Raw genomic sequence first — 22,445 nt, 5'->3', positions numbered from 1 at the left:
GGGTCTCGGAACTCAAATACCGGCGGCTTTTCGAGGACATGCAGGAGGGCTATTACATCGCCGAGGCAGTGCGCGATGCCGCCGGAGACGTTGCGGACATTCGCTTCGAAGAAGTGAACCCGGCCTTCGAGCGGCTGCTCGGGCTCGACGCAAACGCTGTCTTGGGACACTGCCTTGGCGACCTCATGCCGGAGCTTTGCGAAGAGATGCTGCCCGCTGTCCGAAGGGTGCTTGACACCGGGGAGCCTCTGCTGAGCGTCAGCGCCAAAGCGATACATGAAAACTGGTTCGAGAATCGAATTCGACGCCTGGAGGGCGACCGCGTCGCTTCTCTGTTCACCGATGTGACGCAACGCCAGCTGAACGAAGAGCAGCAACGGTTCCTGCATCAGGAAATGATGCATCGCGTGAAGAACACCATGGCGGTGGTGAGTGCAGTGGTGACAGCAAGCTTGCGCAATGCACCGAGCTTGGAAAAGGCAAGCGAGATCATCGCCTCGCGTATCGAGGCAATGTCGAGAACCCAGACACTGATCACCCGGCAGGAGGGAGATACCGACTTCGCAGAGGTCGTTCGCGAGGCCATTGCGCCTCATATCGACGATGAACGCAGATTGACGGTCCAAGGACCTTCGATCGCGATTTCAGCCGAGCAGGCCGTCGGTCTTTCGCTGGCGATCTATGAGCTGTCCACGAACGCGGCGAAATATGGCGCGCTTGGATCGGACGAGGGAGAAATATCGATTGATTGGAATGTCGGACAGGATCGCACGTTCGAATTTCGTTGGAAGGAACGCAACGGCCCGCGTGTTTCACCACCGCTGCGCTCGGGGTTCGGCTCGAAACTGACCGACCGGATCGTCCCCAGATACTTCAAAGGCTCGGGAGAGACTGCTTATCTGCCTGAGGGCGTGGAGTATGTTCTGCGCGGCATAACGCAAACCGCAAGCGCCGAGCCTTTCGACGCAGGCTGAAGGCGCCCCGTGTCGAAGAGTCGCCCAACGCGAAACGTCCTTGCAGCCGTTTCGCCGATTGGCAGTGCTACCCCCATATAACCTATCTTAAAGACACCCCCGCTCATCGGCCTACACAGCAGCTCCCTTCCCCCTCAGTTCAGGAGCCGTCCATGGAAAATCAGGTTGTTATGGACGATGCGGCGCCCATCGATTCCGGCGTGCCGGGGTTGAACCATCTGATGCGGGGCGGTTTCGCCAAGGGTCGGGCGCATCTGGTCGAGGGGCGGCCGGGCAGCGGCAAGACCACGGTCGGGCTGCAGTTCCTGCTCGATGGCGTGCGCCGCGGCGAGACCTGCCTCTACATCACGCTGTCGGAAAGCCGGCGCGAGCTCATCTCTGTCGCGCGCCGCCATGGCTGGTCGCTCGATGGGCTGGAGATCTACGAGCTCGTCCCGCCCGAACTCAGCCTCGACAAGTCCAAGTACCAGTCGATGCTCCACTCCTCCGAGCTCGAGCTCGGCGAGACGCTGGAAATGGCGCTCGCCGCCATCGAGAAGCACAAGCCCACCCGGCTCGTCTTCGACAGCCTGTCGGAAATCCGCATCCTGTCGCAGGGCTCGCTGCGCTATCGCCGCCAGGTTCTCGCGCTGAAGAGCTTCGTGCTCCTGAACGACATCACCACGCTCTTCCTCGACGATCTCACCGGCGAGCAAGACGATCTCAACCTCCACTCCGTCTGCCACGGCGTCCTGCGGCTGGAACATTACGTCCCCGCCTATGGCGCGGAACGGCGGCGCGCGCGGCTGATCAAGATGCGCGGCGTGCAGATCCGCGGCGGCTTCCACGACATGGTCATCCGGCCGGGCGGCGTCACGATCTTCCCGCGCCTCACCGCTGCCGATCACGCCCAGGTCGAATTCGGCGCGGATGCGCAAAGCGGCACCGGCCTCGACGATCTCTTCAAGGGTGGCCTGCCGCGCGGCACCAGCACGCTGCTCATGGGCCCGTCCGGCACCGGCAAGTCGTCGATCTCGGCGCGCTATGCCTATGCGGCGCTGAAGCGCGGCGAGCCCGTCTACCTCGTCACCTTTGAGGAAACCAGGCGCATCATTCTCGCCCGCGCCGAAGGGTTGGGCATGGACCTCGCCCCCTTCCTCGAAAGCGGTCTGCTCACGCTCGATCAGGTCGATCCGGCGGAGCTGTCGCCGGGCGAGATCACGGGCCGCCTGCAGCAGGCCGTCGAGGCGTCGGGCGTCAAGATGGTCATCATCGACAGCCTCACCGGCTACCTCAATTCCCTGCCCGAGGAGCAGCAGCTGCTCCTGCAGATGCACGAAATCCTCACCTATCTGAACCAGCAGGGCATCGTCACGCTTCTTCTGCTCGCCAATCACGGGCTGATCGGCCATATGAATACGCCGGTCGATCTCACCTATCTGTCCGATTCGGTGATGTTGCTGCGTTACTTCGAAGCCGAAGGCCGGATCCGCCGCGCCGTCTCGGTGGTGAAGAAGCGCACCGGGCCCCATGAGGATGCGATCCGTGAATTCACCCTGTCGTCGGATGGACTATCGGTCGGCGAGCCGCTCTCGCAGTTTTCCGGCGTGCTCTCCGGCACCCCACGCTTCGAAGGCGATCGGGCCTCGCTGATGCGCCAGTCACAGCCAGAGTCTTGAAACCGGAAACCTGAAAGCGTGTCGGCTGAACCTGCCCGCATCATCGTCTGCACGCCCTTCGGCCGCGATGGCGCGATCGCGTCGGGCCTCATCCGCGATGCCGGCTTCGATCCCGTTTCCTGCACTGACTTGCCCGAAATCCTCGCCCTCCTGCCGCCTGCCCTGCCCGATGCGCTCTGCCTCGTCATCACCGAGGAAGCCCTGCTCGAAGGCGAGCGCAGCCAGCTTGCCGCATGGATCGAAAGCCAGCCGCCCTGGTCCGATTTTCCCGTCATCATCCTCGGCTCGCGCGGCCAGGAGCTCGATGAGCGCCTCGCCTTCCTCAATCACGGCCACATCGTACTGGAGCGCCCCTTCAGCGCGGCCTCGCTCAAAAGCGCCGTCGCCTCCGCTGCACGCGCGCGCACCCGCCAGCTCCAGGTCAAGGCCTATATCGAGGAGCGCGAAAAGTCCGATGAGCGCCAGAAACTCCTGATCCGCGAGCTCCACCACCGGGTCAAGAACACGCTTGCCAACGTCCAGGCTATGCTCGGCGCAACCGCCCGCTCCCACACCGATATCGAAAGCTTCACCCGCGCCTTCTCGAGCCGCATCGTGTCGCTCTCGCGCACCCACGAAAAGCTCACCGAGGATTACTGGCAGACCGCATCGCTGCGCCGCATCCTCACCCAGGAACTCGATATCTACGACACCAAGGCCGGCCGCTTCACCATCGAAGGCCCCGATACCCACCTCGTCTCCGATATCGCCGTCCCCCTCGGCATGGCCTTCCACGAACTCGCCACCAACGCCGTCAAATACGGCGCCCTCTCCGTCGAGGAAGGCGGCATCCACGTCCGCTGGTCCATCGAGGAAACCGAAGACAACCGCCACCTCACCCTCAGCTGGCAGGAAACAGGCGGCCCCGCCGCCACCACCCCCACCCGCAAAGGCTTCGGCTCCGTCCTCCTGGAACGCGTCCTCACCGTCCAGTGCAACGCCGAAATCCAGACCGACTACGCCGAAACGGGATTTTCGCTGCACCTGACGATGCCGCTGCCGAAATCGAGGTTGGTGCCGCGGTATTGAGGGGGTGTGGGGATGGGATAAACGTCCGCTCTTCCTTCTGAACCCTTCCGCTCTCAGCGCATCAGCCTCGCGCCGACCGTCCCGCAACTGCTGGGCGAAGAACTCTTCGGCATCCTGCCGTTCCTCGCAACGCTCTGGTTCTGCATCGCGAAACTGCATCTCGGGCGCAAAACCGCGATTACCATCGCCCTCCTCGTCTCCGCCCTGATCTTCGGCGCAGCCCACCTGCCCACCTATGACTGGCACTGGGCCCCGTCCCTCATCGGCATCGGCTCACGCTCGCCTATATCGCCACCCGCAACCTCTGGGTCTCGACCGGCGCCCACATCCTCAACGACTGGACCGGCTTCAACCTGACCTTCGAAAGCAGGCATATGCCGCTGGGGAGTGAGGGGTGAGGTTTGGGGGCGGGAGGGCAAAACACGGATCTGAGTACCTTTTTAGAGCACAGGCCCTGTCCGCCTGAAATGCATCCTCACCGTCCGGTGCAAGGCTGACTTCCAAAGCGACTTCTCCGAACCGGGTTATTCATTGAAACTCGCGATGGCGTTACCGAATTCTAACCAACCTCCAGCGCTAGCCATTGGTATTGAAACACCATTTACGAACCAGAAGTAGACTTGCAACCAGTTGCGCAATCGACTTTTATGCCTCAGCGGAGGCAGGCCATCATCTTGGCCGTGTGGGAACTCGCAAACTCAGTTTTAGAGACTGTCTTATGTCATTTTCTGGCGCTGCCAGCATGAAAGAACAGTGCAGATGGCCAATGTAATAGAACGCGTGACCATTACGGGATTTTGGGGAGACAAGACGATCGAAATGCGATTTCGGCAGTCACGCAACTTCATAATTGGCGTGAATGGGTCTGGCAAGACGACATTTATTGATCTGCTTAGCGCTGCCCTTAGGATGGATTTTGAGACCCTCACCAAAATAGACTTTGAGGAAATTAATATCGTTCTAAAGACAATAGGCAAGAACCAGAAGCCCGTCATCCGACTGACCAAAAACTTTATCAATGAATACCTTGCGCAGATCACATATTATTTAAAACCCAGCACCTCAGGAAAAACTACGAAATATGATTTCGATGATTTTGCTGATATCCGCATGGCTCGACGCAGACGTATTACCCCACGGAACGAGGCTCAGCATCTCGGGTTACAACAGCAACTTGGCGAACTCATAAATTTGTCTTGGCTTCCTATTTGGAGGTCGCACTACTCAGCATTACGTGACGTCTCAGACGAACGAATGCTTCCATCGATAGATGCTAAACTTTCGCAAGTCACAAAAGACTTTGCTACGTATTTTTCCTCTCTGCAAACGCAGGCTCAACGAGAAACTGATTCATTTCAAGAGAAGATATTTTTATCGCTCATTAGCCTCCCAGATAGACGCTACCTCAGTAATTCCGGGATACGTCCTGACGCAGGAACAGATCAGTCGGAACTAGAAGCGGTATTCAACGAATTTAAGATGGATCGTTCGAAAACTCGCCGCTCTATATCAAGCCACTTTGAACGCTTTCGGGCGGCTTCTGAACGGTTCCAAGGTCAAGGAACGATTAACGCGGATGACCTTGTCGTCCTGTATGACAACCAACGCATCAATCGCATCCTATTAGACTGGCGACGTCTGGAAGCATCTAAGAGAAGGATCTTCTCTCAACGAGATACGTTTGTGGAAATTATCAACAGGCTGTTTTCCAGAAAGACTGCGCGAATAACTGACCGAAACGAAATTCAGATTGTTACACAGTCAGGAAAAACGTTTTCGCCAGCTGTACTGTCGTCCGGCGAGAAGCAGCTATTTATCATGTTGGGTGAAGTTCTCCTATATGAAAAGAGACCTTTTGTTTTCATTGCCGACGAGCCCGAGCTCTCCCTCCATGTCGGATGGCAAGCTGAGCTTGTTAACAGTATCCAGCGGCTAAACAGCGATGTACAGATTATTTTTGCTACACATTCTCCCGATATCGTGGGTCATAGCACAAAAGACATCATCGACATTGAAGGCAATATAAAGTGAGTTTTCGAAGAAGTAACGCCGGAATATCAAATTACAAGCGATTTTTTAAAGTTGACTATATTGCGTACGTCGAGGGAAAGACGGACCTACAATACTGGGAGTCGTTATTTTCGATATTTCGACCTCAACTGCGCGTCCGGTTCGAAAAGAAAGATGGAATAGAAAATCTGAAGGATATCGTGGAAGGCGTTTTGCACGGGGAAATACAGAATGTGTTTGTCTGCCGGGATGCGGACTATCGGCCTCTGATAGGAAACGATCAAATACATCCCCGACTGTTACGAACGTATGGTTACAGCTACGAGAATGATTTCGTCACCGAGGAGGCAGCTGCGGCAGTCGCTCGCCTAATCGCACCACGGCCTATTGATGAGAACTTCATCAAACGCGCTTTTCGGCGCTACACTTTCCGCCTTTCAAAGGTTGGTGAGGCAATTTTGCGGATGGACGTCTCCTTCGCAGCGGTAGGTGAAGGATTAATGTCGAGAAAGAACCCGCGGGATCTGATGACAGGGGACGAAAAGAGTGGCTATGTTTTCGCAACTTTGGAAGCCAAACAACGATATCGTGAGCGGATCAAGAAGGGGGAGAGGGGTAGTATTGACTTCGCTCCTCATGGACAAGTGTTTCCGCGGTATTACTGCGGACATTCGATTTTTTTCGTATTTCTCACTTGGTGCAGAGCTGTTGTGGAGAATCGATGCGGGCGACCCCAGAATGCGAGCAATGGGGTAATTAAGAACCATTTGCTGAGCCACTATAACACGCTTGTTAGGCCCGCGACGCGAGATTACATGGAGGCGCAGCTGGCGGATCTGTGACCCTTCCAGCTTTTGTCCGCACCGATTGTATCGATGGCGGCGATCAACGCATTCTACCGCGATTGGGTGAATGCGGTTCTCAATCCACAAGTCTCTTGTCCTGTGCGATGACACTCACCCCATTCAGCCCCCATTCACGTCCCTTCCGTTAACAATTCCTCAAGGTCTCAACGGTCACGCCCGCGTGATCGGCGGCGTTTTCGGGAACTATCTGTCGCTTGCGACCGTTTGAGAGCCGAAATCAACGATAACTGCACGTCAAGAAAAAGCAGTGAGGTACGTCATGAAAACCTTTTTGAAAGCAGCCGCCTTCGTCGTGGGCATGCTGGGCGCCGGTAGCGCGCTGGCCCAGTCGGCGCTCGTCACCACCGATCTCAACCTGCGCGCCGGTCCCGGCACCGGCTATCAGTCCGTCGGCGTCCTGCCGAGCGGCGCCGTCGTCAATGTCGCCGGTTGCGCCTCGGGCTATTCCTGGTGCCGCGTGAACTATCAGGGCTATGATGGCTGGGCCTCGTCCCGCTACCTCGCCCAGCAGGAAGGCCGCTATGCCGGCGGCAACTTCTCGTCGTCCGCCGCCTCCATTGGCATCCCGCTGATCGCCGGCGTCGTCATCGGCTCCGCGCTCAGCAACAATGACCGCGATTACCGCCGTCCGGGCCGCTACTACGATCGCCGCGACTGGCGTGCTGATCGCCGTGACTGGCGCCGCGAAGCCCGCCGCGACTGGCGCGACGATCGCCGTGAATGGCGCCGTGAAGTCCGTCGCGACTGGCGCGATGATCGCCGCGATGCCCGTGGCGAGATCGTCATCCCCCGCGGCGGCCAGGCTCCGTTCCGTTACCAGACCGACTGATTTGGTCGGACCGGATCGGGCCCACGCCTGAAACTGAAGTGCACGCGAGAGCGCGTTGTCCCCATGGGGCGGCGCGTTTTCGCATTGCGGACCTGGCCATCCGCCCACCCGTCGTGCTGACGGCGGGAAGCGTCGCCGATCCTCTCGAAAAGCGGTCATTCCACGGCTCAAACCGGCGCGCTCCCCTTCCAAAACCGGCGCGCTCCCCTTCCAATCGCCACAGACTCCGCCCATATTCCCTCCATGGCTTCCCGACCAAACAAGACCTCGCCCCGCCCCGACGATACCGGCGCGGAGGATTTCGACCCGACGCGCACGCGCGGCTTTTCCGAGGCGCCCCAGCGCGGCCTGGAAGGCGCCCCCTTCTCCTCCGGCTCCGTCTCCGACTGGGCCCGCGAGATGGAGCGCATGGCCGAGGCCGAAACCATCGAAACCCGCCACGACGTCGCCTCCAAAGCCGGCAAACACCGCCGCAAGGTCGAACGCGCTGCCCAAGCGGAACGCGAAGCCAGTGATGACGCTCCAAACGGCTCGAAGAGCCGCAAGGCCGAACGGCCGTCCGAGCCCGTGCGAGGCCCCCGCGGAGCGAAGGCGCAAAGCGCCGACAGCGTGAGCGCAACTAAGAGTTCCCGCGGAACCTCCATGGGCGGCACGACCGATCCGCGCGCGCGCGCCGCCGCCGGCCTCAATCCCGTCGCCGGCATGGATACGAGCCTGGAGGAGGCCTCCGCGCTCGCCACCGGCGCGGTCACGGCCACCGTCGAGGCGTTGTCGGCCCTGATCGAAAGCGGCAATCCACTGTTCAAGGACGGCAAGCTGTGGACGCCGCACCGCCCCGCCCGGCCGGAGAAATCCGAAGGCGGCATCGCCTTCACCATGCAAACCGAGTATCAGCCCGCCGGCGACCAGCCGACCGCGATCGCCGATCTCGTCGCCGGCGTGAAGGAGAACGAGCGCTCCCAGGTGCTGCTCGGCGTCACCGGCTCGGGCAAGACCTTCACCATGGCCAAGGTCATCGAGGAGACGCAGCGCCCCGCCGTCATCCTCGCGCCCAACAAGACGCTCGCCGCCCAGCTCTATTCGGAGTTCAAGAACTTCTTCCCGGACAACGCGGTGGAGTATTTCGTCTCCTATTACGACTACTACCAGCCGGAAGCCTACGTCCCGCGCTCAGACACCTATATCGAGAAGGAATCCTCCATCAACGAGCAGATCGACCGCATGCGCCACTCGGCGACGCGCGCGCTGCTCGAACGCGACGACGTCATCATCGTCGCCTCCGTCTCCTGCATCTACGGTATCGGCTCGGTCGAGACCTATACGGCGATGACCTTCCAGATGGCCGTCGGCGACCGGCTCGACCAGCGCCAGCTCCTCGCCGACCTCGTCGCCCAGCAATACAAGCGCCGCGACATGGATTTCCAGCGCGGCTCCTTCCGCGTGCGCGGCGATACGATCGAGATCTTCCCCGCTCACCTGGAGGATGCCGCCTGGCGCATCTCGCTCTTCGGCGACGAGATCGAGTCGATCACCGAGTTCGATCCGCTGACCGGCCACAAGACCGCCGAGCTGAAATCGGTCAAGATCTACGCCAACTCGCACTATGTGACGCCCAAGCCCACGCTCAACCAGGCGATCAAGTCGATCCGCGAGGAGCTGAAGCACCGCTTGGCCGAGCTCGAAAAGGCCGGCCGCCTGCTCGAAGCCCAGCGGCTGGAGCAGCGCACGCGCTACGACATCGAGATGCTGGAAGCCACCGGCTCCTGCCAGGGCATCGAGAACTATTCGCGCTATCTCACCGGCCGCTCGCCCGGCGAACCCCCTCCGACGCTGTTCGAATACATCCCCGACAACGCGCTGCTCTTCGTTGATGAGAGCCACGTCACCATTCCGCAGATCGGCGGCATGTATCGCGGCGACTTCCGCCGCAAGGCGACGCTGGCCGAATACGGCTTCCGCCTGCCGTCCTGCATGGACAACCGCCCGTTGCGCTTCGAGGAGTGGGATGCCATGCGCCCGCCCACCGTCGCCGTGTCCGCCACCCCCGGCGGCTGGGAGATGGAGGCCGCTGGCGGCGTCTTCGCCGAACAGGTCATCCGCCCCACGGGCCTCATCGATCCGCCGGTGGAAATCCGCCCCGCGAAATCTCAGGTCGACGACGTCCTCGGCGAAATCCGCGAGACGGCCGCCGCCGGCTACCGCACCCTCGTCACCGTGCTCACCAAGCGCATGGCCGAGGATCTCACCGAATATCTGCACGAGCAGGGCGTGCGCGTCCGCTACATGCACTCCGACATCGACACGCTGGAGCGCATCGAGATCATCCGCGATCTTCGCCTGGGTGCTTTCGACGTGCTGGTCGGCATCAACCTTCTGCGCGAAGGCCTCGACATCCCGGAATGCGGCTTCGTCGCCATCCTCGATGCCGACAAGGAAGGCTTCCTGCGCTCCGAAACCTCGCTGATCCAGACCATCGGCCGCGCCGCGCGCAACGTCGACGGCAAGGTCATCCTCTATGCCGACCAGATCACCGGCTCCATGACCCGCGCCATGGAAGAAACCGGCCGCCGCCGTGAAAAGCAGCTGGAATACAACGCCAAGAACGGCATCACGCCCGAAAGCGTCAAGGCCCGCATCTCCGACATCCTCGACAGCGTCTACGAGCGCGACCATGTCCGGGCCGATATCGGCGTGCGCGGCAAGGGCAAGCGTGGGGAGGATCCCAACAACCTCATCGGCAACAACCTCGCCGCCCACCTCGAAGACCTCGAACGCCGCATGCGCGCCGCCGCCACCGACCTCGACTTCGAAACCGCAGCCCGCCTGCGCGACGAAATCAAACGCCTCAAGGCCCGCGAACTGGAAACGATGGACGACCCCCTCGCGCGGGTGCAAGGCAATGCGGGCGAAGGCGGCTCCGCATCCAGATCAGGCAAGGGAAAAGACAGAGCGAGCGGAGCGACGCGCAGCGGACAATCGTCCGCCGCCGGTCGTCTGGCGCCCCCGCGGAGCGAGCCGCAAAGCGGCGACAGCGTGAGCGCAAACCAGACCCCCGGAGAGACATCCGGCAAGTCCCTCTTCCACAAACCCGACCTCGACGAAATGACCGTCGGCCGGACCGAAAAACCCGTGCAGGGCAAGATCCCGCCGCGCCCCTCCTCTCCCCTTGGGGGAGAGGATATCAAGCCCCGCGAGGCGAAGCCCGAGCGGACTGGCGCGCTTGGTGAGGGGAACGACCCACGCCCGCTCGCCCGCGGCAAGATCGGCGCCGGCTCCTACGAAGACGAATCCGAAGCCCGCCGCCAAAAACGTCGCCCAGGCAAAACGGGCCGACCGGGGCGGTAGGATGCTGCAGCGTCTCCAACCGAAAGACTTGGAGGACAAAACGGCAGTCTCCTCAAATAACTCATCCAGCACATTGTTCAAACGCCTCGGGTAAAAGGCATAATCGGAAAAAATCCCGCATCATTAGCTGAGCAGCCGGAGGGCTTGATGAGTCAGAAGCCATAGTACTTGTCGGGAAAAGCCCAGACCACGTAGCTGGTTAGCGCGCGATGACCATTCGCTCTGTCGTACGGCTCAACATTAGGTCGCTAAACAGAATGGCCAGGCTGCCGAGGAGCGCTGGCGGGCGAAAAGGTCTTGTCTGATTAGATGAGCGGAAACCATTGCTGCCAGCTGACGCCACATATATGCTAAACCACTGGTTGTTATAGGGGCCTTTTTGACCATGGGATTTAGCTTAACTAGACTGACGTACTTTGGCATCATCTCATCAATTGATGAGGACCTTAGAGAAATTGTCCGTTTGCTGATCCCGAACGAACGACCAGCATCAGATTTCTTTGGCCCCGCGCTATTCGCAAAATTAAATGAAAGATTAAATCGGTCGTCCGATGATTTTAATGCATCCATGATTGATTTTTTGGATATGGGAGACAGCTTGTCTCTTATTCAAAAGTATAAGTCCTCATTGACTGCGCCGGAAAGCAACTTTTTTGAGCGCACCCACTTTAGTTTTGAGCAAATTATAGGCGTACGCAACCGTGTGATGCATGCCAGACCACTTGAGTTTTCCGATGGGGTGAAAGTTGAAAAACTAACAAATGACCTGAAGAATGCGCCACAAAGTCTATTCAGACGTACAGTCGAATTTCTTCAACGACTTGCAACTGATCCATACTTACCGTTTTCTTTGGACGTGTCCGCCATTGAAGCGCAGCATGGCGAGCCAAACCATAACTTACCAATCCCCGACTTTGACGAAACAGGGTTTCTTGGCCGCCAGCGTGAAGCCGAGGACTTAATCACCGCTTGCAAAGGACCTTGGCCGATCATCACTGTCGTCGGGGAAGGAGGATATGGAAAAACAGCATTGGCCCTACAAGTCGCCTACAAACTTCTTGATGACACCGATAATCCTTTTGAATATATCGTTTGGACTACGTCGAAAACAACACGGCTGTCACTTAGCGATATTGAAAGAATTGAAAACTCAATAACCTCTTCAATTGGGATGTTCCAAGACGTTTCTCGAACGCTCACGGGGAAGTCGTTGAACGAAGAACAATCGACCGAAGAAGTTTTGAACTATTTAAACGAGTTTCGCATACTACTTATTTTGGATAACCTAGAAACGATAATGGATAAGAGGATCATTGACCTTTTTTCCAGACTGAATGGAAGAAGCAAAATTCTTGTCACATCCCGGCTGGGAACCGGTGAAATGAATTATCGATTTCCGCTAGGCCCACTCAGTGAAGATGATGGCGTCAGACTGTTGCGCTCGACAGCCAAGGTTCGCAACGTCAAGAACATTCTACAACTGGATAAGGCAGTGTTGGCGAGCTATTGCCGCCGGATGAAGGGTAATCCGGGATTTATTAAATGGTTTGTTTCAAGTGTTCAATGCGGCAAACGACCCGAGAATGTATTGGTGGAGCCCAAGGTATTCTTGGATTTTTGCCTGTCGAACGTATACGATTACATTAGCGAAGATGCCCGTAATTTGGTCAACGTAATGATCTCGATACCGGGCCCTCACACACAATCTGTGTTGTCATACATATCAGGCCTAAATGGAGACCGCTTCCAGTCGGCACTGCAGTCGCTCTGGTCTGCTAACCTCGTTCAAATGTCGTCCGTATCAACGTCTGTCGGCCAGCAAACTGTCTATGAACCGGGTGAGTTGCCAAGGCTTTTTCTAATAAAGAATCACCCGCCATCTCAGATTGAGATTCGGTCGCACCAATCTAAAAAACGCAGCCTTGACAACATTTATAGAAATTATTTCTCAGATTCTCGGCAAGATCGCTATTCATTCAACAACATCACGCTACGATCGAAAGACGACACGGCGCTGGCTCACTACCTACGAATAGCTATTCAAGAAACAAAGAATTATTCAACTGCACTTGAACATATTGAGGAGGCAAAGGCCTTAGACCCCTCTTACTACGAAGTTCATCGCGTCGAAGCCGTGATCCATCGAAACTTTGGAAACTTCACCGCGGCCCGGGAAGCATACGAGGTGGCTTTAGACTGTGAGCGAAACTCCGCACCACTGCATTTTTGGTACGCCGGTTTTTTGATGCGTGATGCAGACGATTCGGAAACTGCTGCACGGCATTTTGGGCATGCACGAACACTTGATCCATCATCACCGCGCGTGATCCTCGAGTCTGCCAGATGTATGATGTTTGACAGAAAATATGACGAAGCCGACCAAATGCTCTGCACGCTCTTTGATTGGCTGGAACTCTCGCCAGAGCTAAAACGCAAACTTTACCACCTTGCCCTTCAAATTTCACTGAGGCGCACCGAAAGCAAAGTTGACGCAGCTTCCCGCGTGTTAGAATTAATTGATTTTGTTTCCCGCTATAAGCAAATTCCCAAATCACTTCTTGATAGCAAGATCAATGAGACATTGTTGAAGGCGCGAACAATAGCCAAAGGCTCCCTTGCAGCGGCGGGTACGAACGTTGATGGTGACGCTTTCGAGTTATGCTCGCAATTTTTTGAAACGATAGTGTCTGCAACACAATCCCCGGAATGGGAAGCCAGCCCGCTTAGTTCAGCGTCGCCGCGAGACTCTGACGTTGGGATGGTGTTTTCTGGAGCAATTCATAATTACAATTTTGAAAAGAAGTACGGCTTTCTTGAATATGGTGACTCAGTTCGAGTGTTTTTTCACCACTCGGACATCGATTCTTACAATGATGAGATAGTTGCCGGTGCCTCGGCGCATTTCAGCATCGTTAAAGACGCGTTAGGTCGTTTTCGTGCCTCGGGCATCCATATTTTTTCTGGCATTGATGCTATTCGGGACGCTGAGAGACCACTAGACGGGCATGAATTGACACCCGACGAGAGAAGAACCGGTATAATAAAGAGTGTGTTACCTGAGAAGGGATTTGGATTCCTTTACAGCAATGACAGTACCGAGATTTTCTTTCACAAGTCGGGTCTCACGAAGGGGCTTATTATAAGTTCGATTGCTGTGGGAGACCATGTTACATACGTTGAAGCACAGAACTCCCGAGGGACATGTGCTGAAAAAATTTCGCTGCTTGAATAATGTACTTCGCATGGTTCGGGGGGGTCGAGTTTTCCCCGCCCCTCGCGCCCATGCCATACTCCTCTCATCTTTCACCACGACGGGATGGGACAGGTCGACGGTCCGGTTTCAGCGGTGAGGGACGGCGCTTCCGCCGGTGGCCAACGTAGCGGCCGGCTGGAGAGGTCCCAGAACGGCTCCCCCTGCCACTACGAGCAGGTTCGGCTGCGTGCCCGTGCAAGCGGGCCGACCGCATGCCCCCAGCCAGGCGATGCGCCCGGGGGTGGTCGGATCCCGCGCAGAGAGCTGGAACCGGGATCTGACGGAGGATGCTCCCGAGAACGCCGCCGGGGCGCGATGACCGTGCCACTCGAACTACATTTACCCAGGCGGCTCGATCCTTGCGCCCCGGACCCGTCATCTCTGCCCTCTCCCCGTCGCGGCAAACCGCCCCGTCGGGCGTTCCTGCGCGTCCTGAAACTTCAACGGAGATCCCTCATGCCGCGCAAGCATTACCCGGACAGGGACCGGTTCAAGTTCCGCCTCGCCTGCGCCGCGGTCGATGCGCAGCTCGGTGCCATCGGCGCCACCCTCGAGGTCATGGCGCGGCGGCAATGGCGCCTGCCTCCGGCCGAGGAGGCGAAGGCCTGCCCGCTCGCCGCCTGCCGTCGCCACCGCGCCTGCCAGAGCGACGCCATCCGCCGCGCCTGCGAGCGCATCCCGTTTGAACGGGCCGAAGCGGCCGAGCAGGCCGCGGAAGACGGCGAATTCCCCTGGAACGTTGTCACCGAGCAGCAGGTAAAGGCCTACGGCGAGCGACAGAAACGCGACCGGCGGCGCTGACGCCGCGCTTTACCAAGCGCTCTTTATCGCATCGCCGATCTCGCTTAAGCAGGGGGCCATGACCTTGCTCAAGCGATCCCCCGCCCTCTCCCTTTCTGGCGCCTCCCGTTTCGCCGCCGCCCGGCTCAAGGCCCTTCGCGCCGCCCTCCTCGCTGCGTTCGCCACGCTGGCACTCCTGCCGGCGCCCGCGCTTGCGCGCGACTGGCAGCCCTCCGAGCGCATCGAGACCTATGCAGTCACAGGCGCGACGGGCATCGATCTCTACCGCTCCATCGGCGATCGCGCTCCGTCGGCCGGCGTCGGCCAAGCCATCGCCTTCACCGATTTCGAGCTTCTGTGGTCGCGCGATTACCGGCCGCAACCGGATGGCTCCTGTATCCTTGCCTCCGCCCGGCCGAGCCTCACCATCATCTACCGCTGGCCGGTGGCGCCGTCGGGCCTTGCGCCGGATGTCGCGGCCAGCTGGGCCCGCTTCATCGCTGGCGTCGAAAAGCACGAGCGCGTCCATGGCGACCACGTGATCGAGATGACGGAGAAGATCCAGGCCTTCTCCACCGGCCTGTCGGCGCCGGCGGATGCCGATTGCAACAAGGTCCGCGCCAAGCTGCAGGAATTCCTGGCCGGCATGGCGGCCGAGCGGCTTGCCCGCGCCCGCGCCTTCGACCGCGACGAGATGGGCAATGGCGGCAATGTCCACCAGCTCATCCTCGCCCTCGTCAACGGTCCGTGAGGAGGCGCGCGCCATGCCCTACCGCTTGACGCCGAAGGACAAGAGTTTCCAGCAGACGATCCGCCGCATCGCCGGCGAGCAGCTCGCCCGTGCCATCGAGGAAGCCCGTGCCGTCCCGCCGAATCCAGATGCGGGCCCCAACCCGGACCAGCAGACCGGCGGCACGACGGACAGCACCGCGCAAAACCTCACCGAGCGCCAGCGCGTCCACCAGCTGCGCAAGCGCATCAAGAAAGTCCGCGGCCTCATCCGCCTGGTCCGGCCAGCCTTCGCCGACTTCGACCGCGAGAACACGGCGCTGCGCGATATCGGCCGGTCGCTCGCCCCCCACCGCGAGGCCCAGTCGCTCGCCGCCGCTTTTGATGACCTTGTCGCCGCCTACCGCTCCGATACAGCACTGCCGCCGCTGCGCAGCCAGTCCGTCACCGCCCTTCGCCGCCGCCTCGTCGTGCCGCTTGCCGAGGAAACCGGTGCCGCCGCCCCGGTCATCGAAGCCGCCGCCACCGAGCTCGCCGCCCTCGCCGAACGCGCCCGTTCGTGGAGGATCCGGCCGAAGGGCGCCAAGGCCTTCGCGGAAGGCCTCGCCGATACCCACCGCGCCGCCCGCAAGGCCCGCGTCCATGCCGTGAAGGCGCTCGCCGCGGTCGACACCGATCCCGCGTCGCCGCAAGCCGCCGAAACCCGGTGGCACGCCGCCGAGGCGCTGCACGAATGGCGCAAGCGCGTGAAGGCCCACGCCCAGCATCTGCGCATCCTCGCCCCCGTCTGGCCGGAAGCCATCGATCCCCAGGTCGCCGCCGCCCGCGCGCTTGCCGAAGATCTCGGCCGCCACCACGATCTCGCCGAACTCGTCCGCGCGCTTGGCCAGGACGATCTCGGCCATCACCCCACCCGCGTCGCGTTGATCGATCTCGCCCATGCCCGCCAGGCCGCCATCGAGGCGAGAGCGCTCACCGCCGGCGCGCGGATCCTTGCCGAGAAATCGAAGCCCATGGCCGCCCGCCACCAGGCTCTCTACAAGCTCTGGCGCGCAGAAGACGGCAAGACGGCCAAGGGCGAGACCGGCGACACCGCTCCGGCCGGCAGTCTACCGCCCGTCAAAGGATGGTTCGCCGCCAAGCCCGGAAGGAACGGCGACGCCGACAGCTGACCGGTCACCGCAAAAGCCCTATCCATCACCAGAATTGATTTGTCGATGCCGGGGTGCAGGTCTAGCCAGAGCGCAACCCTCACTCGCTCCCGGTCCCGCAGATGCCCCTTTCAGCCAATGTCCGCGGCGCGATCTTCATGTCGCTGGCCATGGCCGGCTTCCTGTTCAACGACACCGTCGTCAAGGTTCTCGCCGCCGACATGAATGTCGGCCAGGTCATGGCGCTGCGCGGCATCTTCGCCACCATCGCCATCACCGCGCTCGCCTGGTGGCGCCGTGCGCTGATGCCGATCCGGGTGGCCTTCCAGCCGATGATCCTGCTGCGCATCATCGGCGAGGTCGGCGGCACCGTCACCTTCCTCATCGCGCTCACCCACATCCCCATCGCCAACGCCTCTGCCATACTGCAAGCCCTGCCGCTTGCCGTCACCATGGGCGCCGCCCTGTTCCTGTCCGAGCCTGTCGGCTGGCGCCGCTGGAGCGCCATCGCCATCGGCTTCATGGGCGTCATGCTGATCGTGCGGCCCGGCGTAGAGGGTTTCAGCGTCTACTCCATGCTGGTGCTCGGCACCGTCTTCTTCGCCGCCATGCGTGATCTCGCCACCCGCATGGTGCAGGCCGAGGTGCCGTCGCTCTTCCTGTCGGTGGTCACCTCCCCCATCGTCGGCCTCACCGGCGTCATCATGGTCCCGATGATGGGCGGCTGGACGCCGGTCGATGGCGGGCACATCGGCCTCCTGGTCCTCTGCGCCGTCCTGCTTCTGATCGGCTACCAGTTCATCATCATGGCCATGCGCAGCGGCGACATCTCCTTTGTCGCTCCCTTCCGCTACACCAACCTGCTCTGGGCGATCCCCACCGGCTACCTCGTCTTCGGCGACGTCCCCGATGCCTATATGATCATCGGCGCCACGATCATCGTCGTCTCGGGCATCTACACCCTCTACCGCGAACGAAAGCGGCCCGAGGTCGACCCCGTTGCCGCGGAAACGGCACGACAGCCTTCGCCGTAGTTCAACTGCCTGCCTGAATGAAATCGGCAGAATAAAAAGCTAAGGCCGCCTTTCCTTTTCGGTATCGATGCGCCAATTGGTCGGCGAAGGAATGATCCCGCATGCCACCCGCTCGCTTTCTCGATCCCCGCACCCCGCCGCACATCGTCACGCTCGTCCTCATGGCAGCGCTCGGTGCGTTGAACATGAACGTCTTCCTGCCGTCGCTGCCGGGGATGGCGCGCTATTTCAACGCCGACTATGCGCTCGTGCAGCTCACGGTCTCCGCCTATCTCGCCGGCACCGCGTTTTTGCAGATCTTCATCGGCCCGCTCTCCGACCGCTTCGGCCGTCGTCCGGTGATGCTGGTCAGCATCTGGCTCTTCCTCGGCGCCACGCTGATCTGCATCTTCGCGCCGACGATCGAGATCCTGCTGGTCGGCCGCGTGCTGCAGGCAGTGGTGGTGGCGGGCCTCGTTCTGTCCCGCGCGATCGTGCGCGACATCGTCGGCCCTTCGCAGGCCGCCTCCATGATCGGTTACGTCACGATGGGCATGACGCTGGTGCCGATGGTCGGCCCGGCACTCGGCGGTTTTCTGGACCAGATGTTCGGCTGGCAGGCCAATTTCATCCTCACCTTCCTATTCGGGGTTATGGTGCTGATCGTGTGCTGGCGCGATCAGGGTGAAACCAACCAGGCCATGTCTGCCAATTTCGTTGAGCAGTTCCGCGCCTATCCCGAGTTGCTGAAGGCACGGCGCTTCTGGGGCTACACGCTCACGGCCACCTTTGCCTCCGGCGCATTCTTCTCGTTCCTGGGTGGCGGCCCCTATGTGGCGAACGTCATTCTCGGCATGACCCCGGCCGAACTCGGCTACCACTTCTTCTTCATCGCCTTCGGCTACATGATTGGCAATTTTCTGACGGCGCGGTTCTCCGTCAATGTCGGGCTGAATGCCATGATGGTGATCGGCAACCTGATCTCCGCCCTCGGCATGGCGCTCTCGATCGGGCTCTTCTGGTCTGGCTTCTTCCATCCGATGGCCTTTTTCGGGCCGATCTTCTTCGTCGGCTTCGGCAACGGCATGGCGCTTCCCAATGCCAATGCGGGCATCGTGTCGGTCAGGCCGCGCCTCGCCGGGTCGGCTTCGGGGCTCGGTGGCGCATTGATGATCGGTGGTGGCGCTCTGCTGTCGGTGCTGGCCGGTTCTCTTCTGTCGGAAGAGTCCGGCCCATATCCGCTTCTCTACGTCATGTTCTCCTCCTCGATTGCAGGGGTCGCGGCGGCGCTTTACGTCCTCTATGTTGTGCGTCAGGACCGGTCGGCCGGCATCGTGATGGAAGAAGAGTAGGTCCGACGGAGAGTATTTTGACGGAACGTGAATTCATCGTTCGGCCCGACGCGACCGATCAGCGGCTCTCGACGATTGTCGAAGGCATCGATCAGAACGGCAATGCGGTCGATACGCGGGTGGTGACCGAAAAGGCGCTGACGCTCTATCTGAACGCCCGGGAGATCGTCACCATGATGACGATCGGCGACCATCCCGACCTTCTGGCGCTCGGCTACCTGCTGAACCAGAACATGCTGAAGCCAACTGACCGCGTCACCGGCATCGACTACGATGAAGAGCTCGAAGTCGTTGTCGTGCGCACCGAGGAAGAAACCAATTACGAGGACAAGTTGAAGAAGAAGGTCCGCACCTCGGGCTGCGCGCAGGGCACCGTCTTCGGCGACATCATGGACAATCTGGAGAGCATCTCATTGTCCAAGGACGCCCGGCTGCGCACCTCTTGGCTCTACGCATTGACGCACAAGATCAACACCGCGCCCTCGCTCTACCTCGAGGCAGGCGCGATTCATGGCTGCGTGCTGTGCGAGGAAGACCGGCCGCTCGTCTACATGGAAGATGTCGGCCGCCACAACGCCGTCGACAAGATCGCCGGCTGGATGTTCCAGACGAACGAAGACCCCTCCGACAAGATCTTCTACACGACCGGGCGCTTGACCTCTGAGATGGTCATCAAGACCGCCATGATGGGCATCCCCATCCTCGTATCGCGTTCTGGCTTCACCGCCTGGGGTGTCGAACTTGCCCGCAAGATCGGGTTGACGCTCATCGGCCGGGCGCGTGGGAAACGCTTCGTCGCGCTTGCCGGCACCGAACGCATCGTTTTCGATCTCGATCCCGATCAGGTGCCGGACGAAGACGGCCGGTCCGGGCGCAAGGGCAGCCGCCGCGCAATTGAGGCCGACGCATGACCATGCCGTCGAAGAATGACATCCTTGGCTGCATTCTCGCTGGCGGTCTTTCCCGGCGGATGGGCGGCGGTGACAAGGCGCTGTTGGAACTCGGCGGCGCCCCGATGCTGACCCGCGTCATCCGTCGGCTCGAACCCCAGGTGTCCGCACTCGTCCTCAATGCCAATGGCGATGCTGACCGCTTTGCGGTTTACGGCCTGCCTGTCATTGCGGACACTGTCGGCGACTTTGCCGGTCCGCTCGCCGGGGTTCTTGCCGGCATGCGCCATGCACTAGCCATGGATGAGCCGATCAGCCATGTCGCAACGGCTGCCAGCGATACACCGTTCTTCCCGCTCGACTTGGTGGAACGCTTCGCCGAAATGGCAACGACACCTGACACAATTGTTCTCGCCACCTCCGGCGGCAATCGTCATCCCGTCTTCGGCCTGTGGCCGGTCGCGCTCGCCGACGATCTGGAGGCATGGCTGAAGGAAAGCGACACCTTCAAGGTGCTGGCTTGGGTCCACCGCCACAGGCTGGCGGCGGTGGACTTTGATTTGGTAAGACACGGCGAACAGAGTTTCGATCCGTTCTTCAACGCCAACACGCCGGACGATATGATCGAAGCCGAAAATTTCCTTCGGGAGCAGCAGATTTCATGACGAGACACTCCCAGCGCGTCTTTGGCGTCACCGGATGGAAGAACTCCGGCAAGACGGGCCTGACCGTGCGCATTGTCGAGGAACTCACCCGCCGGGGCTGGCGCATCTCCACCGTGAAGCATGCCCATCACGAGTTCGACATCGACAGGGAAAACACCGACAGCTGGCGTCATCGTCAGGCCGGAGCGGGCGAAGTGGCGATCGTTTCCGGCAAGCGCTGGGCACTCATGCACGAATTGCGTCAGGAAGCCGAGCCTGCGCTTGAAGATATTCTCGAGCGCCTGGCCCCTTGCGACCTTGTGGTCATCGAAGGCTACAAGCGCGAAAACCATCCCAAGATCGAAGCCCGACGGCTGGATGCCGCCAATCGTGAACCATTGGCAGCCGGCGATCCGGGCATCATCGCAATCGCTGCCGATCATTCGGTTGCAGAGCAGCACCTCCCGGTCTTCGATCTGGATGACACCATCGCCATTTCCGATTTCATCGAGCGCGTCACGGGCTTGGCGAAGCGTCGGAGCGCTGCATCATGAGTGCGGAACGCCGGCTTCTCGACGACTGTTTCCTGCACGACCGTGACCGCATGCTGCATGCGGAAGTGCTCGCTTTGATCTCCGAGCGCCTTTCGCCGATCGTGTCGAAGGAAATGGTCGCGCTGCGGGAGGCAGCCGGCCGGATCCTCGCAGAGCCAATCGCGGCCCCGCGCGACGTTCCCTTTTCCGACAATTCCGCGGTCGATGGCTATGCCTTCGCCTATGCTGATTATTTCAAGCGCAATACGCTCGGCATCCGCACGCGCATCGCCGCTGGTGACCTTGCTTCCGTCGAGATCGGCAAGGGCGAAGCGGCACGCATCTTCACCGGAGCAGCCATGCCCGCCGGCGCGGACACCGTTGCCATGCAGGAAGATTGCGAACTTTCGCAAGACGGGTCGACGGTGACTGTGCCCAAAGGCCTGAAGCCTGGCGCCAATCGGCGGCGCGCCGGCGAGGATGTCCCGCAGGGGTCGATCGCGATCGAACCGGGCGTCCGACTTCGGGCGCAGGATCTTGCCGCGATTGCCTCCTTCGGGTTCGACCAGGTGCCCGTCTATCGCCGCCTGCGGATTGCTGTGCTCTCCACGGGCAACGAGCTTGTCGAGCCAGGCAGCGCCGATCGGTTCCAACCCGGACAGGTTTTCGATAGCAATCGCACCATGCTGGCCGCGTTGGCAGAGACGTTGCCGATCGAGATCACCGATCTCGGCATCCTCAAGGACGACGCTTCCCTCATTGCGCGTACGATCGAAGATGCAGCCGGTAAGCATGACGTGATCCTCACCACCGGTGGCGCGTCGCGTGGCGAGGAAGACCATGTGGTGACGACGCTCGATTCGCTCGGCAAGCGGCATCTATGGCAGATCGCCGTCAAGCCCGGGCGGCCGATGGTGGTGGGCCAAATTCCCACGGACCAGGGGGATTGCGTGTTTTTCGGCCTGCCGGGTAACCCGGTCGCCGTTCTCGTCTGCTTCCTGCTCTATGTTCGGCCCGCATTGACGATCCTGGGCGGCGGGCAGGCCCTTGAACCTGTCCGCTACCAGCTGCCCGCAGCATTCCACATCGCCCGCAAGAAGACCGACCGCCGCGAATTTCTTCGGGGCTGGCTTGCGATCGGCCCTGACGGCATCACCCGCATCGGAAAATTTCCACGCGACGGCTCAGGGCTCATCACAGGACTGCGGCAGGCGACCGGGCTGATCGAGCTTGATGAAGCGGTGAACGAGGTGCGCGAAGGCGACCGTGTCGCTTTTATCCCCTTTAACGAATTCGGCCTTTGAAAACTTACGTGCAGGCCGCTAACGTCAATTTGGATTTTTATTGCAA

Annotated in this window: 17 protein-coding genes; all 17 read left to right on the top strand. The window is 60.2% G+C overall.

Annotated elements, in window-relative coordinates; genetic code table 11:
* Positions 1-68 precede the first annotated feature (68 nt).
* The 17 genes from PU133_RS10080 (at position 69) to glp (ending at position 22,399) form a co-directional block, all read left to right on the top strand.
* The gene (locus tag PU133_RS10080) at positions 69-974 is read left to right on the top strand and encodes a sensor histidine kinase (RefSeq protein ID WP_404861624.1); all 906 of its coding nucleotides are present in this window, start codon (positions 69-71) and stop codon (positions 972-974) included.
* Between the two features lie 152 nt (positions 975-1,126).
* Positions 1,127-2,632: an ATPase domain-containing protein gene (locus tag PU133_RS10075; RefSeq protein WP_404861623.1), complete on the top strand. Its 1,506-nt coding sequence runs from the start codon at positions 1,127-1,129 to the stop codon at positions 2,630-2,632.
* An 18-nt stretch (positions 2,633-2,650) separates the two neighbouring features.
* Positions 2,651-3,700, top strand: a complete 1,050-nt coding sequence (locus tag PU133_RS10070) for a sensor histidine kinase (protein WP_404861622.1) — start codon at positions 2,651-2,653, stop codon at positions 3,698-3,700.
* A 759-nt stretch (positions 3,701-4,459) separates the two neighbouring features.
* Entirely contained in the window at positions 4,460-5,731 is a 1,272-nt protein-coding gene (locus tag PU133_RS10065; RefSeq protein ID WP_404861621.1) for an AAA family ATPase, read from the top strand.
* Positions 5,728-6,552 (top strand): DUF4435 domain-containing protein, encoded by an 825-nt coding sequence (locus PU133_RS10060; RefSeq protein WP_404861620.1) that lies wholly within the window; start codon positions 5,728-5,730, stop codon positions 6,550-6,552. The genes PU133_RS10065 and PU133_RS10060 overlap by 4 nt, the downstream gene beginning before the upstream one ends.
* Positions 6,553-6,835: 283 nt before the next feature.
* Entirely contained in the window at positions 6,836-7,405 is a 570-nt protein-coding gene (locus PU133_RS10055; RefSeq protein ID WP_205665458.1) for an SH3 domain-containing protein, read from the top strand.
* 243 nt (positions 7,406-7,648) lie between these two features.
* A complete protein-coding gene (gene uvrB, locus PU133_RS10050) occupies positions 7,649-10,750 on the top strand; it encodes an excinuclease ABC subunit UvrB (RefSeq protein WP_404861619.1) in 3,102 nt (1,033 codons plus the stop codon).
* Positions 10,751-11,135: 385 nt separating this feature from the next.
* Positions 11,136-13,982: a cold shock domain-containing protein gene (locus PU133_RS10045; protein ID WP_404864499.1), complete on the top strand. Its 2,847-nt coding sequence runs from the start codon at positions 11,136-11,138 to the stop codon at positions 13,980-13,982.
* Between the two features lie 477 nt (positions 13,983-14,459).
* Entirely contained in the window at positions 14,460-14,804 is a 345-nt protein-coding gene (locus PU133_RS10040) for a hypothetical protein (RefSeq protein ID WP_404861618.1), read from the top strand.
* Between the two features lie 58 nt (positions 14,805-14,862).
* Positions 14,863-15,534 (top strand): DUF922 domain-containing Zn-dependent protease, encoded by a 672-nt coding sequence (locus PU133_RS10035; protein WP_404861617.1) that lies wholly within the window; start codon positions 14,863-14,865, stop codon positions 15,532-15,534.
* A 13-nt stretch (positions 15,535-15,547) separates the two neighbouring features.
* Complete coding sequence (locus PU133_RS10030; protein WP_404861616.1) at positions 15,548-16,684, top strand: CHAD domain-containing protein; 1,137 nt, start codon at positions 15,548-15,550, stop codon at positions 16,682-16,684.
* 101 nt (positions 16,685-16,785) lie between these two features.
* Positions 16,786-17,697 carry a DMT family transporter gene (locus PU133_RS10025; protein WP_404861615.1) on the top strand — a complete coding sequence of 304 codons (912 nt, stop codon included), beginning with the start codon at positions 16,786-16,788 and terminating at the stop codon, positions 17,695-17,697.
* A 101-nt stretch (positions 17,698-17,798) separates the two neighbouring features.
* The gene (locus PU133_RS10020; RefSeq protein WP_404861614.1) at positions 17,799-19,028 is read left to right on the top strand and encodes a multidrug effflux MFS transporter; all 1,230 of its coding nucleotides are present in this window, start codon (positions 17,799-17,801) and stop codon (positions 19,026-19,028) included.
* Between the two features lie 17 nt (positions 19,029-19,045).
* On the top strand, positions 19,046-19,939 hold the full coding sequence (gene fdhD, locus PU133_RS10015) for a formate dehydrogenase accessory sulfurtransferase FdhD (protein ID WP_404861613.1): 894 nt from the start codon (positions 19,046-19,048) through the stop codon (positions 19,937-19,939).
* Entirely contained in the window at positions 19,936-20,583 is a 648-nt protein-coding gene (mobA, locus tag PU133_RS10010) for a molybdenum cofactor guanylyltransferase MobA (protein ID WP_404861612.1), read from the top strand. Before fdhD ends, mobA begins: the two co-directional genes overlap by 4 nt.
* Positions 20,580-21,116, top strand: a complete 537-nt coding sequence (mobB, locus tag PU133_RS10005) for a molybdopterin-guanine dinucleotide biosynthesis protein B (RefSeq protein ID WP_404861611.1) — start codon at positions 20,580-20,582, stop codon at positions 21,114-21,116. The genes mobA and mobB overlap by 4 nt, the downstream gene beginning before the upstream one ends.
* Complete coding sequence (gene glp, locus PU133_RS10000; RefSeq protein WP_404861610.1) at positions 21,113-22,399, top strand: gephyrin-like molybdotransferase Glp; 1,287 nt, start codon at positions 21,113-21,115, stop codon at positions 22,397-22,399. Before mobB ends, glp begins: the two co-directional genes overlap by 4 nt.
* Positions 22,400-22,445 lie beyond the last annotated feature (46 nt).

This window comes from Georhizobium sp. MAB10, assembly GCF_045012825.1.
GTDB lineage: Bacteria > Pseudomonadota > Alphaproteobacteria > Rhizobiales > Rhizobiaceae > Georhizobium > Georhizobium profundi.
Note: the sequence above shows the minus strand (reverse complement) of the source record. Positions and strands in the feature narration are given on the sequence as shown.

Bases quoted from the DNA above. Each gene is read 5' to 3' on its own strand.
- PU133_RS10075 (WP_404861623.1), top strand. From the start codon at position 1,127: ATGGAAAATCAGGTTGTTATGGACGATGCGGCGCCCATCGATTCCGGC.
- PU133_RS10065 (WP_404861621.1), top strand. From the start codon at position 4,460: ATGGCCAATGTAATAGAACGCGTGACCATTACGGGATTTTGGGGAGAC.
- PU133_RS10055 (WP_205665458.1), top strand. From the start codon at position 6,836: ATGAAAACCTTTTTGAAAGCAGCCGCCTTCGTCGTGGGCATGCTGGGC.
- uvrB (WP_404861619.1), top strand. From the start codon at position 7,649: ATGGCTTCCCGACCAAACAAGACCTCGCCCCGCCCCGACGATACCGGC.
- PU133_RS10045 (WP_404864499.1), top strand. From the start codon at position 11,136: ATGGGATTTAGCTTAACTAGACTGACGTACTTTGGCATCATCTCATCA.
- PU133_RS10040 (WP_404861618.1), top strand. From the start codon at position 14,460: ATGCCGCGCAAGCATTACCCGGACAGGGACCGGTTCAAGTTCCGCCTC.
- PU133_RS10035 (WP_404861617.1), top strand. From the start codon at position 14,863: ATGACCTTGCTCAAGCGATCCCCCGCCCTCTCCCTTTCTGGCGCCTCC.
- PU133_RS10030 (WP_404861616.1), top strand. From the start codon at position 15,548: ATGCCCTACCGCTTGACGCCGAAGGACAAGAGTTTCCAGCAGACGATC.
- PU133_RS10025 (WP_404861615.1), top strand. From the start codon at position 16,786: ATGCCCCTTTCAGCCAATGTCCGCGGCGCGATCTTCATGTCGCTGGCC.
- PU133_RS10020 (WP_404861614.1), top strand. From the start codon at position 17,799: ATGCCACCCGCTCGCTTTCTCGATCCCCGCACCCCGCCGCACATCGTC.
- mobA (WP_404861612.1), top strand. From the start codon at position 19,936: ATGACCATGCCGTCGAAGAATGACATCCTTGGCTGCATTCTCGCTGGC.
- mobB (WP_404861611.1), top strand. From the start codon at position 20,580: ATGACGAGACACTCCCAGCGCGTCTTTGGCGTCACCGGATGGAAGAAC.
- glp (WP_404861610.1), top strand. From the start codon at position 21,113: ATGAGTGCGGAACGCCGGCTTCTCGACGACTGTTTCCTGCACGACCGT.